This is a genomic window from Enterobacter cloacae complex sp. 2024EL-00711 (assembly GCF_047529885.1).
GTDB lineage: Bacteria > Pseudomonadota > Gammaproteobacteria > Enterobacterales > Enterobacteriaceae > Enterobacter > Enterobacter ludwigii.
This window is the reverse complement of the sequence record NZ_JBLIZC010000007.1, coordinates 134463-146927: the sequence shown is the minus strand read 5'-3', so window position 1 is coordinate 146927 and position 12465 is coordinate 134463. Positions and strand designations below refer to the sequence as shown.

12 protein-coding genes are annotated in these 12465 nt (G+C 55.7%); 5 read left to right on the top strand and 7 right to left on the bottom strand.

What is annotated here, in order from left to right:
• Positions 1–33 precede the first annotated feature (33 nt).
• The 5 genes from ACMVME_RS18860 to dapA all read right to left on the bottom strand — a co-directional run bounded on the left by ACMVME_RS18860 (position 34) and on the right by dapA (position 5748).
• Positions 34–2007 carry a tRNA(Met) cytidine acetyltransferase TmcA gene (locus ACMVME_RS18860; protein ID WP_032680516.1) on the bottom strand — a complete coding sequence of 658 codons (1974 nt, stop codon included), beginning with the start codon at positions 2005–2007 and terminating at the stop codon, positions 34–36.
• The gene (locus tag ACMVME_RS18855; RefSeq protein WP_020883068.1) at positions 2007–2876 is read right to left on the bottom strand and encodes a neutral zinc metallopeptidase; all 870 of its coding nucleotides are present in this window, start codon (positions 2874–2876) and stop codon (positions 2007–2009) included. The genes ACMVME_RS18860 and ACMVME_RS18855 overlap by 1 nt, the downstream gene beginning before the upstream one ends.
• 119 nt (positions 2877–2995) lie before the next feature.
• The gene (gene purC, locus ACMVME_RS18850; RefSeq protein ID WP_008501631.1) at positions 2996–3709 is read right to left on the bottom strand and encodes a phosphoribosylaminoimidazolesuccinocarboxamide synthase; all 714 of its coding nucleotides are present in this window, start codon (positions 3707–3709) and stop codon (positions 2996–2998) included.
• 109 nt (positions 3710–3818) lie between these two features.
• Positions 3819–4853 (bottom strand): outer membrane protein assembly factor BamC, encoded by a 1035-nt coding sequence (gene bamC / locus ACMVME_RS18845; RefSeq protein WP_020883067.1) that lies wholly within the window; start codon positions 4851–4853, stop codon positions 3819–3821.
• A 16-nt stretch (positions 4854–4869) separates the two neighbouring features.
• Entirely contained in the window at positions 4870–5748 is an 879-nt protein-coding gene (gene dapA, locus ACMVME_RS18840; RefSeq protein ID WP_014171117.1) for a 4-hydroxy-tetrahydrodipicolinate synthase, read from the bottom strand.
• A gap of 145 nt (positions 5749–5893) precedes the next feature.
• On the opposite strand from dapA, the gene ACMVME_RS18835 reads away from it, so the two are divergent.
• Both ACMVME_RS18835 and bcp read left to right on the top strand, forming a co-directional pair.
• Positions 5894–6463 (top strand): glycine cleavage system transcriptional repressor, encoded by a 570-nt coding sequence (locus ACMVME_RS18835; RefSeq protein ID WP_047356595.1) that lies wholly within the window; start codon positions 5894–5896, stop codon positions 6461–6463.
• Complete coding sequence (gene bcp / locus ACMVME_RS18830; protein WP_014171119.1) at positions 6463–6933, top strand: thioredoxin-dependent thiol peroxidase; 471 nt, start codon at positions 6463–6465, stop codon at positions 6931–6933. The genes ACMVME_RS18835 and bcp overlap by 1 nt, the downstream gene beginning before the upstream one ends.
• A 121-nt stretch (positions 6934–7054) precedes the next feature.
• On the opposite strand, the gene ACMVME_RS18825 is transcribed toward bcp, so the two are convergent.
• On the bottom strand, positions 7055–8119 hold the full coding sequence (locus ACMVME_RS18825) for an AI-2E family transporter (protein ID WP_014171120.1): 1065 nt from the start codon (positions 8117–8119) through the stop codon (positions 7055–7057).
• Between the two features lie 221 nt (positions 8120–8340).
• On the opposite strand from ACMVME_RS18825, the gene bepA reads away from it, so the two are divergent.
• Together bepA and arsC are read left to right on the top strand one after the other, a co-directional pair.
• Entirely contained in the window at positions 8341–9804 is a 1464-nt protein-coding gene (bepA, locus tag ACMVME_RS18820; RefSeq protein ID WP_020883065.1) for a beta-barrel assembly-enhancing protease, read from the top strand.
• Positions 9805–9822: 18 nt separating this feature from the next.
• The gene (arsC, locus tag ACMVME_RS18815; protein WP_014171122.1) at positions 9823–10179 is read left to right on the top strand and encodes an arsenate reductase (glutaredoxin); all 357 of its coding nucleotides are present in this window, start codon (positions 9823–9825) and stop codon (positions 10177–10179) included.
• Here arsC and ACMVME_RS18810 read toward each other — a convergent pair.
• On the bottom strand, positions 10176–11000 hold the full coding sequence (locus ACMVME_RS18810) for a helix-turn-helix domain-containing protein (RefSeq protein WP_068794854.1): 825 nt from the start codon (positions 10998–11000) through the stop codon (positions 10176–10178). The two genes, arsC and ACMVME_RS18810, sit on opposite strands and share 4 nt — an antisense overlap.
• Before the next feature lie 145 nt (positions 11001–11145).
• On the opposite strand from ACMVME_RS18810, the gene celB reads away from it, so the two are divergent.
• Complete coding sequence (gene celB / locus ACMVME_RS18805; protein WP_014171124.1) at positions 11146–12465, top strand: PTS cellobiose transporter subunit IIC; 1320 nt, start codon at positions 11146–11148, stop codon at positions 12463–12465.

The window sequence follows — 12465 nt, the reverse complement described above, 5'->3', positions numbered from 1 at the left end:
AGGAGGAATGACCATGCCACTTTACTGAAGAAGTCATTGAAAAAATTGCCATTGCAAAATGTCGTCTTTCAGCTGCTGACAGCGTGCAGGTTCAAGGCTTTCAAGCGCTTGCGCCGTTTCACTGCGAAGCCTGGCCAGTAACGCTTTTCGCCCCGAAAGAAGCAGTTCAGCGCTGAGCCGGGCGTCATCACTTCTCGCCTCCACTTTCCCGCGCAGGGCGGGCAGCGGCATGTCCACGCTTAGCAGCAACCGCGTTAACGCCGCGACGGAGGTAGAAAATGCGCGATGGGCAAAGGCAAACCCCGCCAGCTCCAGCCAGTCGTCACTATTAAGGGTAGCCTCCCAGCCATCGTCCACCGGGATCTTTTCACCGTTCAGGGCCGATAACACGCGCGCATCGCGGCGCAGTCGCTGATGCGCCTGCTCACACAGCTGTCGCCCCGCGTCGCTGAGCGGCAGCAAGGCCATTGCGGTATAACAGCCGCTGCTGGCTTCGCGATGGCTGCCCATGCGCACCAGCACAAAGCCGCATCGCTGCCAGAAACGCCACAGTTCATCGGTATAGCCAAAGCTCACCGACAGGTAATCCTCGCCGCTTGCGTTGCGGATCAGTGCCTGTCCGATGCCTTCCCGTTGACGACGAGGATGTACCGCTATTCGGGTCACCCGTCGGCCTTTGAGCGTTGCCGCCAGCGGGGAGCCGCCATGCGCGGCAAGGGACTGCGCCACCAGGTTCCCGCGAGGGCGGCGGAACCCCGCCCAGACGGCACGGCTGAGCTGCGCTGTTAATCCCCCCTCTTCCACCAGCCAGAGCGCCCCGGCAATGACAGAGTCCGTTTGGGCGACGGCGAAGTGCTGGCCGGGCGCGTCCATCATGCGGCGTAAATCAAGCGGTGAGGTGCGGTAATGTGCCGCACAAAGCAGCTCATACACACTCGCCGCCAGCGCCGGGTTGCTCGTCCAGGCTTCCGGGGCCAGAGAGGTCAACTGTATGGCGCCTGTTGGGCTGAGATCGATAAGCGTATCGTCAAACAGCAGTGCGCTGGCGACGACCCGCTCAAGAGGACATCCTGCAGCCCAGCGTACCGGGGTTGATAAGGTATACCGCTGCAACCCGCTGAACCGGCTACAGAACTTAAGCAGAAAGCCTCTTCCAGTTCCTTCGTAACCCTGCACCGTTGTGGTCAGCAGGACGCGCGGGAAACGGTCAACCAGCTTTTCAAGCAGCGGTCCGGGGATGGCGGCGGCTTCGTCGACAATCAGCCAGTCGGCCTGCTCCTCAGAGGCCAGCAGCGCGTCCGGGGCCATAAAGTGAAAACGTTCGCCGGCAAAACGGGCGATAACCTCCGTCGCCCCCTTTGATGGCGCGGTGACAATGGCACTGCCCTGCGTGCGGCTCAACAGCATGCCCGCCAGCGCAGACTTTCCGCGTCCGCGCGGGGCCGTAACGGCCACAACGCCGCGTTTCATGGCCAGGAGTGCTGCCAGGATCTCAGCCTGCTCGCGCTGCGGCGCACCGCTGGCGGGCTGCCAGTCAGGGGCGTCGGATCGTGCGGGAAGCGATAAAGGCTGATGCTGAAGCCAGACTATCGCCTCAGGATCCCCGGCAATCGTCCGGCAAAAGTGGTGAATAAAATTTGGTGTGGCGATGGGTTCGGCGCTGTCACTCCAGCGCAGGGAATCGCTGTCAGGTTGTTCCGCCCACACGTCAGGGGACGGTACCAGCAGCACCAGAAGGCTACCGGCACGCAGCGTCCCGCTCAGGGCCGCAAAGGCTGAGACGTCAAACCCGGCGCGGGCATCAAAAATTGCGTGCCGGAACTCGCGTCCCAGCAGCCCGCTGATGGCTCTGGACGCGTTATCCGCCAGCCACAGCCAGTCTCCGGGCAAGGCATCACGCAGGGCTGATGCCTGCGTGAATGTCCATTGCTCATCGCCGCTGAGCACCACCAGCTGACGATGACCTTTGTGCTCAAGCTCGCGAATCAGATGTTCAAACGCCACCATTACATGGCTTTGCCAAAGGTATTACACTGCGCCGGGTCACCACTGTCGAAACCGCGTTTGAACCAGCTGTATCGTTGTTGTGACGTGCCGTGAGTAAAGCTGTCCGGCACGACGCGGCCCTGGCTCTGCTGCTGAAGACGATCGTCACCGATAGCCTGCGCGGCATTGAGCGCCTCTTCCAGGTCACCGGATTCCAGCACGCCCTGCTGCTGCATGTTGTGCCCCCAGACGCCCGCAAAGCAGTCCGCCTGCAGTTCCATGCGTACGGAAAGACGGTTTACCTCAGCCTGAGAGGCGTTTTGCTGAAGCTGGCGTACTTTGGGTTCTATCCCCAGCAGTTTTTGCACATGGTGCCCGACTTCATGCGCAATGACGTAGCCCTGGGCAAAATCGCCGTCAGCGCCAAGCTTGCGTTTCATGTCATCATAGAAAGAGAGATCGATATAGACGGTGCTGTCTGCCGGACAGTAGAACGGCCCCATCACCGACTGTCCGGTGCCGCATCCGGTACGGGTTGCGCCACGGTACATCACCAGTTTGGGTTGCTGATAGGTACGCCCCATTTTCTCGAACAGCTGACCCCAGGTTTCTTCTGTGGTGGCGAGAATAACGGAGGTAAATTTGGCCGCTTCATCCTCGTTCGGGCTGATTGAGCGCTCAGAATGCTGCTGTTGCTGCAGAGGCTGGCCGGTCATTAAACCGGTCAGATCGACACCGTAGTACCCCGCGACCAGCACCACAATCAGCAGAATAATACCGCCCTTTCCGCTGGGTAACCGGAAACCAGGCCCACCCATTGAAGGACCGCCGCCGCTATCGCTGCGCCTGTCTTCTACATTGTCACTTTCACGACGCCCTTGCCAGCGCATAACCACCTCGAACTATTCCATTAATAATAGCTATGATCGTAGGCGGTTAACGGCAAGATTACCATAGGAAACAAGGGTAAGACGCCAAAGGATATACATATCCTTTGGCGATGAGGGAGTTAGTCGAGCTTAACGCCTAAACGGTGAGCAACCGCTTCGTACGCTTCAATCAGGCCACCCAGGCTCTGACGGAAACGGTCTTTGTCCATTTTATCCAGCGTTTCTTTATCCCACAGACGGCTGCCGTCCGGAGAGAACTCATCACCCAGAACCACTTCGCCTTTGAACAGGCCGAACTCCAGTTTGAAGTCGACGAGGATCAGACCCGCGTCATCAAACAGTTTTTTCAGCACGTCGTTGGCTTTGTAGGTCAGTTCTTTCATGCGCGCCAGGTTCTCTTTATTCACCCAGCCGAAGGTTTCGCAGTAAGAGTCATTGACCATCGGATCGTGCATGGCATCGTTTTTCAGGAACAGGTCAAAAAGCGGTGGATTCAGCTCAATACCTTCTTCAATACCAAGACGCTTCACCAGGGAGCCTGCTGCGCGGTTACGAATGACGCACTCAACCGGAACCATATCCAGTTTTTTCACCAGACATTCCGTATCGGACAACAGCGCTTCCATTTGGGTCGGGATACCCGCTTCGGCCAGTTTGGTCATAATGAAGTGGTTGAACTTGTTGTTCACCATGCCTTTACGATCGAACTGCTCAATGCGTGCGCCATCCCCTGCTGACGTATCATTGCGGAACTCGAGCACCAACAGATCCGGGTTTTCCGTGCTGTATACGGTCTTCGCTTTGCCACGATACAACTCAGCTTGCTTCTGCATCTTCATTACTCCTGGTGTGATGATTGGTGTTCAAAACTGGGGATATTATGCCACGCACACGTTTGCGTAGCACGAAAATAAAAAGGGCTGGATTAACCAGCCCTCGTATTTATTTGCTGAATGCAGCCTGGAAGACGGCCACCAGCGCATCGTTCTGCGACTGGGTCAGCGTGTGGCCTTTCGGATCGATAAACTGCAGACTGCTGCGGTTATCGAGGTCACCTACCTGAATCTTGTAGTCGCCGGAAGCCAGCTGTGGATCGGTGGCGCCCAGTTCCTGCCATGCACTGTCAGACAGCGGCTTATAGGTTGCCGTCATGCTACCGGTTGAACGGGTGCTGTCGGTCACTTTCATGCCCACTTTTTCCAGCGTCGCTGGCAGGCGCTGCCAGGTCTGGTTAAACGGTGCACGCACAACCAGCATTGGCAGACCGGTGTCATCCGCACCGCTCTGAACGTCAAACGTCGCGCCGTTGCGGCTCTGCGCTGCGTTAGCGGCGTCGCTGGCGTTCTTATCCAGACCCGCGGCAATCACGTTCAGCATTTCAGTGCTGTAACGCTGCATTGATGCGGCATCCGCAACCGGTTTACCCGCCTGCTCCAGGTTCAACAGCTTAACGGTAACCGCCTGCTGATAACCCTGAGGTTTAACGGAGACTTGATAACGCCCACGGTACTGCTGATCTTCGTCCAGACGGTTCCACTCGATCCAGTCGGTGGTCAAGGTCTGGCTGGCATCATCGCGTTTATCGATGGTGTAGTTCTTCGCCTGAATGACGCTCACAACCTGCGGCCACAGGGTGGTACCGCGGGCGCTTTCAACCAGCAGCGACGCCGTATCACCGGTGAACTGGGTACGCGCCCCGCTCACCAGCGCCAGAGGCTGTGCTGGCGGACGAATATCGAGCGCTTTACCGACCAGGCCGCTGCCGTTGGTCACGGGAATATTGTAATCGCCGTTCTGAATCGGCAGGATCATACCAGCCGGTGCGTGAAGTTCAGCAAGCGGGGTCGCATCCAGATAGGATTCATCACCGCTCACCTGGCGCTTGTAGCGCGAGTCTGAACTACAGGCAGCGAGCAGCATAACAAGCGAAACACTCGCAACCTTCGCCAGGCGCGACTTCTGTACTGAATAAGCCATCAAATCTCCCTAAACTCTACAGCAAACCGGCATGCTTCAGCGCTGCTGTGACAATTTCACGACCGTGGTCGGTAATCGGTGTCATTGGCAGACGCAGCGTATCGGTTGCTACAAGTCCCAACTCCTTACACGCCCATTTCACGGGGATCGGATTGGGTTCGACAAATAATTTATTATGCAAAGGCATCAGACGCTGATTAATCACGCGAGCTTCATCAAAGTGACCGGCAGCCGCCAGTTTGCACATTTCAGCCATATCGCGGGCCGCAACGTTCGCCGTTACGGAGATCACGCCATGGCCACCAAGCTGCATAAAGTCCAGTGCGGTCGCATCATCGCCGCTCAACAGGATAAAGTCGTCTGAAACCAGCTCTTTGATCTGATGAACGCGGCTTAAGTTCCCTGTCGCCTCTTTAATCCCGATAATATTTTTTACTTTCGAGAGACGACCAACGGTTTCCGGCAGCATATCGCAGCCAGTACGGGACGGCACATTATACAGAATTTGTGGCAAGTCAGTATGTTCTGCGATGGCTTTGAAATGCTGGAACAGACCTTCCTGAGTAGGACGGTTGTAATAAGGGGTCACCGTCAGACAGCCCACGATGCCGCTGTCGTTAAAACGTTTGGTCAAACTGATAGCTTCTGCCGTGGCGTTAGCGCCTGTCCCTGCGATGACCGGGATACGCCCGTCAGCCAGTTCCAGGGTCAGCATCACCACATCGCCGTGCTCTTCGTGGCTTAGCGTTGCAGATTCACCGGTAGTCCCTACCGAAACGATCGCCGAGGTTCCATTGGCGACATGGTAATCAATCAGCTTCTTCATGCTTGACCGGCAGACATTACCTTTTTCATCCATCGGTGTAACAAGCGCGACAATACTTCCCGTGAACATGAGCCATCCTCTGTGCGAACAAGAGCCTCAATGGTACGTTTGGAACTGTAATAAAAGCAAGCGACCTGAGGCCCTCAGGCGGTTGTATGCATGTTTTTTTTATGCTTTCCTTAGGAAGACTTAACCATGCAAAGGAAGAACAGGTTTGACAACCTCATCACAACATTACCTGGTTATCACTGCGCTGGGTGCTGACAGGCCGGGTATCGTGAACACCATCACCCGCCATGTGAGCAGCTGCGGCTGTAATATCGAGGACAGCCGTCTGGCTATGCTGGGCGAAGAGTTCACGTTTATTATGCTGCTGTCCGGGACATGGAATGCCATTACCCTTATCGAATCGACCCTGCCGCTCAAAGGTGCGGAGCTGGATTTGCTGATCGTGATGAAACGCACCACTGCTCGCCCACGTCCGGCCCTGCCCGCGACCGTCTGGGTGCAGGTTGAAGTCCCCGATTCCCCCCATCTGATTGAGCGCTTCACCGCGTTATTTGACAGCCATGAGATGAATATTGCCGAACTCGTTTCCCGAACGCAGCCGGGTGACGGCAGCGCCATTCCCACCCTTTTTATTCAGATTACCGCGCACAGCCCTGCCTCGCAGGATGCGTCAAATATCGAGCAAGCGTTCAAAGCCCTCTGTACAGAATTAAACGCGCAAGGCAGTATAAGCGTCGTCAATTATTCGCAGCATGAACAGGATGGAGTTGAGTAATGAACCCACTGAAAGCCGGTGACATCGCACCGAAATTTAGCTTACCTGACCAGGATGGTGAGCAAGTAAATTTGACCGACTTCCAGGGACAGCGTGTTCTGGTCTATTTTTACCCGAAAGCCATGACCCCGGGCTGCACCGTACAGGCCTGCGGCTTACGCGACAACATGGACGAGTTGAAAAAAGTCGGCGTGGAAGTGCTGGGTATCAGCACCGATAAGCCAGAAAAGCTGTCACGATTTGCTGAAAAGGAGCTGCTTAACTTCACGCTGCTTTCTGATGAAGACCACCAGGTATGCGAGCAGTTTGGCGTCTGGGGCGAGAAGACCTTTATGGGCAAAACCTACGACGGCATTCACCGTATCAGCTTCCTGATTGACGCTGACGGTAAAGTTGAACATGTGTTTGATGACTTCAAAACCAGCAACCACCACGACGTGGTGCTGAACTGGCTCAAACAAAGCGCCTGATCGTTGGGCCGCGGCTTCGCCTGACCCGACCTACGCGGTAAATGCAATACGGTAACGCAGGTTACCGTTTTTGATATTTGCCCCTCTCCCCACGGGAGAGGGTATCAGGCCGCACAACTATCTACTTATCCTCAACCGCAGGCACATCCGGCCACGCGTGAACCACTGCTTTGATCAGCGTTGCCAGCGGAATGGCAAAGAACACGCCCCAGAATCCCCACAGCCCGCCGAAAATCACCACGGATAAGATAATCACCAGCGGATGCAGGTTCACCGCTTCTGAGAACAGCACCGGCACCAGCAGGTTGCCATCCAGCCCCTGAATGATCAGGTACACCGCGAAGCAGCTCCAGAACTCGGTCCCCAGACCAAACTGGAACAGCGCAACGCCGACAACCGGAATGGTCACCACAAAGGCACCGATGTAGGGAATGAGCACCGACAGCCCCACCAGCACCGCCAGCAGCAGCGAGTAGTTAAGCCCGAAAATTAAAAAACCAATCCAGGTAGCCACACCCACCACAATCATCTCCAGCACTTTGCCGCGAATGTAGTTGGTGATCTGCTGGTTCATCTCTTCCCACACCTGCCCGGCCAGCCCGCGATTACGCGGCAGAATGCGCCGCACCGCGTTCAGCATCTGCTCTTTATCTTTGACGAGGAAGAAAACCATTAACGGAACGAGAACAAGGTAGACGGCCAGCGTGAGCAACCCTACCAGCGACGCCAGGGAATATTTCACCACGGAATCGCCCATTGTCATGATGCGGGCGCGCATGTTTTCGGCCATCGCATCAATGATCCCGGCATCCATCAGGGCGGGATATCGGCGCGGCAACGTGGCGGCAAAATCAGAAAGCTTATTCAGCATGCCAGGCATATCGCGGATAAGGTAAATCCCCTGTTGCCAGGCCACAGGCATAACGACAAACGACATTAACAGCAGAATGCCGACAAACAGCACCAGGACGATACTGGTCGCCCAGCGTCGGGAACAGCCTATATTTTCCAGACGCGCCGTTGGCCACTCCAGCAGGTACGCCAGCACAATCGCGACCAGCAGGGGGGCGAGAAGACCGCTGAAGAAGAACAGAATGCCGAACCCGGCGACCAGAATAACCAACAAAGCAATGGCTTCCGGGTCGCTAAACCGACGGCGGTACCACTGCATTAACATTTCGAGCATACAACCCTTCCCTGAATCGGATGGCGGGAGTGAGAACGTGAATTGTATCTAACTGTCACAAAAAAGACTTTCGCTTTTTGTCTCCCTGCCACGATCCGCAAAACCCTGATGAATGGGATTTTCTTCATGCCTCAACACGGCTACACTCGCAGGGCAGTGGAGATGAACGATATGCCGGTTCATCGGTCAAATTAGCACATCCCAAATACAGGACAGTGGTTATGTTCAGGCAGTTGAGAAAAACACTGGTTGCGACACTGATTGCCGCACTGACGGTCGGTCAGGTGTTGCCAGCTTTCGCTGACTCGTCCGATTCATTGCCGGACATGGGCACTACAGCAGGAAGCACGCTCTCCATTGGGCAGGAAATGCAGATGGGGGATTATTACGTTCGTCAGCTGCGTGGCAGTGCGCCGCTGATTAACGACCCGTTGCTGGTTCAGTACATTAACGGGCTGGGCATGCGCCTGGTCGCGCACGCGAACTCGGTAAAAACCCCCTTCCACTTCTATTTAATCAATAATGACGAAATCAACGCCTTCGCCTTCTTTGGCGGCAACGTGGTGCTGCATTCGGCGTTATTCCGCTACTCTGATAACGAAAGTCAGCTGGCCTCGGTCATGGCGCACGAAATCTCTCACGTCACCCAGCGCCACCTTGCCCGCGCAATGGAAGACCAGAAGCGTAACGCTCCGCTGACCTGGGTTGGCGCATTGGGTTCCATTCTGCTGGCAATGGCCAGCCCGCAGGCAGGGATGGCGGCGTTAACCGGTACGCTGGCGGGAACACGTCAGGGGATGATCAGTTTCACCCAGCAAAACGAACAGGAAGCGGATCGTATTGGCATTCAGGTGCTGCAACGTTCGGGCTTTGACCCGCAGGCCATGCCGAGCTTCCTCGAAAAACTGCTCGACCAGGCGCGCTACTCCTCCCGTCCGCCGGAAATTTTGCTGACGCACCCCTTACCGGAAAGCCGTCTGTCGGATGCGCGTAACCGTGCCAACCAGATGCGCCCGGTCGTGGTTCAGTCGTCGCAGGATTTCTACATGGCAAAAGTGCGAACGCTTGGCATGTACAATTCCGGGCGTAACCAACTGACCAGCGACCTGCTGGATGCGCTGGCGAAAGGCAACGTGCGTGAGAAAAACGCGGCTCAGTATGGCCAGGCGTTACAGGCGATGGAAGCGAGCAAATATGACGAAGCGCGTAAAACGCTGCAGCCACTTCTCGCCGCCGATCCGAATAACCCGTGGTATCTCGATCTGGCCACGGATATCGATCTGGGGCAGAAAAAAGCCACCGATGCGATTAATCGCCTGAAAGGGGCAAAAGAGGTGCGGACTAACCCGGTGCTGCAGCTTAACCTGGCGAATGCTTACTTACAGGGTGGTCAGCCTGCTGAAGCGGCGAACATTCTGAACCGCTACACCTTTAACAATAAAGACGATCAGAACGGCTGGGATCTGCTTGCCCAGGCAGAAGCGCAGCTGGGCAACCGCGATCAAGAGCTTGCGGCACGCGCCGAAGGCTTTGCCCTGGTGGGACGTCTTGATCAGGCGATTTCCCTCCTGAGCAGTGCCAGTTCCCAGGTTAAGCTCGGCAGTCTGCAACAGGCCCGTTACGATGCACGTATCGATCAGCTTCGCGGTCTGCAGCAGCGCTTTAAGCCGTACGAGAAGATGTAATAAAGGAGAATTCAGGTCATGACAGACGCGGTAAAAATCTACCACAACCCACGCTGCTCGAAGAGCCGTGACACCCTTAGCCTGCTGAAGTCGAACGGCATTGACCCGGAAGTGGTGCTGTATCTGGAGACACCGCCCGATGCACAGACGCTTCGTCAGCTGCTGCACATGCTGGGAATGGGCAGTGCCAGAGAGCTAATGCGCCAGAAAGAGGACCTGTATACGTCGCTCAATCTGAATGACAGTCGTCTAACCGAGGCTGAGCTGATTCAGGCGATGGTTGAAAATCCGAAACTGATTGAGCGCCCCATTGTGGTCGCAAACGGTCAGGCGCGTATTGGACGCCCGCCGGAAGAGGTGCTCGAGATTCTCTAATCCTTACGCCGCAGCGCTTCCAGAAAGGCCTGCGGCGTGCTCTCTCCCAGCTTTTTCTGCGCTTTACCCCGATTGTAAAACTCGCACATCTCGATCAACACCTGCCCTAACGGAACAGCATTCACTCGTGGAATGATGTCGCCGAGCGGTACCGCAACCTGCACGGCCTTGTGCCTGGTCGGCTGTACTTTTACGACAGGTTCACCCGCGGGTAAGTCGGGTTCAAAACCGAAAGTCTCAACAGATTGGATATCAGCCGGACAGGCGTTCAGCAACTCACGCATCCAGTTGTTCAGCAGCTGTGATGAAATTCCCGCATAGAGCCGGGCATAACACCAGCCGCTCACCGGTTCGCGCCCCCACAGCAGATGCTGCTCCCCGCCATCATCCATATGCAGCGATAAAGGCTGGTGATGCACCAGCAGTTTTGTGGGTAAAACGCCTGCCTTTAGCGCTTTTTTCCCCTGAAGTTCAACGCCTTTGTGTTTCGCAGAAGCGGGACGGAGATAACGGTTCAGCGTCGCCCGCGAAACGGAAATCCCCAGCACCCCGTTAACCAGCAGCAGCAGTTCATCCAGCGGTGCGCCCGTGATATCACGCAGCGCATTAACGAGGTCAACCTGCTCTTGTCTCAGCGCTTTGTGTATCACTTTTGGGGTCGTATGATTGTCAGAAACCCGATCGCGATTGCGCCATCGCCGCACGGTCGTCACGGAAATACCCAGCTCCGTAGCCAGTTCTCTGTCGCTTTTATTGGATTGTTGCAGATAGCGACGGATCCGCGGCGTGGTGGTGGCATTGGCGTGCAATTTGATTTCCATCGCTGTAACTCCATAACCAATCTCATGAGATTTATAATATCTTAGCGAGTGCTTTGTGACCTGTTTCACCTTTCAGCCACCGCGCTTCACTGATAATCCACAGACATAACATAACAACACCACTCAATCTTGTACGGAGTTCACAATGAACAATGTTCTGGGATTTCTTGAAGCAAAACTGATGCCGCTGGCGGCCAAAACCGCGCAACAGCGGCATCTGGGCGCCATACGCGGGGCCTATGTTTCCTTCATGCCGTTTATCATCGTCGGCTCGATTCTGCTGGTCATCTCCTCTTTTCCGAACCAAACCTATCAGCAGTTTATGTCTCAGGCATTTGGTGAAAGCTGGAGTGCCATCATTGAAATTCCGTTCAACGCGGTGTTCTCAACCATGTCGCTGTTTATCAGCTTCCTGGTGGCGTTTCGCCTGGCTGAACACTACGGCGAAGATCGCATTTCCTGCGGCATTCTGGCTCTGGTCGCCTTTTTAATCCTGACACCTTTTATCAAAGTGGCCGAAAACGGCGGTATCACGGTCATGCCGGTGGAGTGGATTGGCAGCAAAGGGCTGTTCGTGGCGATGATTGGCTCTCTGCTGTGGACGGAGCTGTTCTGCTGGCTGAAGCGCAAAAAGCTGGTCATCAGAATGCCTGATGGCGTGCCGCCAGCGGTGCAGGAGTCGTTCGCCGCGCTGATCCCGGCCCTGCTGGTAATGATTCTGGTGCTTATTATCCGCATCATTTTCGAAAACACCCACTACAACACCATTCACCAGTTTATTTACGAGGTGGTCGCCACGCCGGTTCGCCACTACGGGACCTCCTATTTCGGCGCGCTGATGACGGTGTTCAGCATCACCATTCTGTGGTCTGTGGGCATTAACTCAGGCTCAATGATCAACGGCATCATTCGCCCGCTGTGGATGGAGAACCAGACCGATAACATCGCCGCCATCCAGGCGGGTACGACGCCGCCGCACATTATCACCGAACAGTTTTTTGACATGATCTGGATGGGTGGCGCAGGGGCAACGCTCTCGCTGGTGATTGCGATGCTGATTTTTGCCCGCAGCAAAAACATGCGCGAGGTGGCGCGTCTCGGCGCGGGGGCCTCGGTGTTTAACATCAACGAGCCGATTCTGTTTGGTCTGCCGGTTATCATGAACCCCATCATGCTGATCCCGTTCAATCTGGTGCCGCTGGTCCTGGTTACCGTGCAATATGCTGCGATGAAAATGGGTGCCGTCGCTGTGACCACCGGGGTGTTTATCCCCTGGACGTTACCGCCGGTGATCAGCGGGTTTATCGTCACGGGGCATCTCAGCGGCAGCGTGATGCAGCTTATCAACCTGCTGATTGGCGCCATGCTGTATCTGCCTTTCATGCGTATCGTGGATAAACAATACCGCGCCGCGGAGATTGCCACCGTGACGCAAACCGACCCAACCCTTGCAAAACAGGAGTAA

Excerpts from the sequence above, each read along its gene's own strand:
- ACMVME_RS18860 (WP_032680516.1), bottom strand. The coding sequence starts at position 2,007 with ATGGTGGCGTTTGAACATCTGATTCGCGAGCTTGAGCACAAAGGTCAT.
- ACMVME_RS18855 (WP_020883068.1), bottom strand. The coding sequence starts at position 2,876 with ATGCGCTGGCAAGGGCGTCGTGAAAGTGACAATGTAGAAGACAGGCGC.
- purC (WP_008501631.1), bottom strand. The coding sequence starts at position 3,709 with ATGCAGAAGCAAGCTGAGTTGTATCGTGGCAAAGCGAAGACCGTATAC.
- bamC (WP_020883067.1), bottom strand. The coding sequence starts at position 4,853 with ATGGCTTATTCAGTACAGAAGTCGCGCCTGGCGAAGGTTGCGAGTGTT.
- dapA (WP_014171117.1), bottom strand. The coding sequence starts at position 5,748 with ATGTTCACGGGAAGTATTGTCGCGCTTGTTACACCGATGGATGAAAAA.
- bcp (WP_014171119.1), top strand. The coding sequence starts at position 6,463 with ATGAACCCACTGAAAGCCGGTGACATCGCACCGAAATTTAGCTTACCT.
- ACMVME_RS18825 (WP_014171120.1), bottom strand. The coding sequence starts at position 8,119 with ATGCTCGAAATGTTAATGCAGTGGTACCGCCGTCGGTTTAGCGACCCG.
- bepA (WP_020883065.1), top strand. The coding sequence starts at position 8,341 with ATGTTCAGGCAGTTGAGAAAAACACTGGTTGCGACACTGATTGCCGCA.
- arsC (WP_014171122.1), top strand. The coding sequence starts at position 9,823 with ATGACAGACGCGGTAAAAATCTACCACAACCCACGCTGCTCGAAGAGC.
- ACMVME_RS18810 (WP_068794854.1), bottom strand. The coding sequence starts at position 11,000 with ATGGAAATCAAATTGCACGCCAATGCCACCACCACGCCGCGGATCCGT.
- celB (WP_014171124.1), top strand. The coding sequence starts at position 11,146 with ATGAACAATGTTCTGGGATTTCTTGAAGCAAAACTGATGCCGCTGGCG.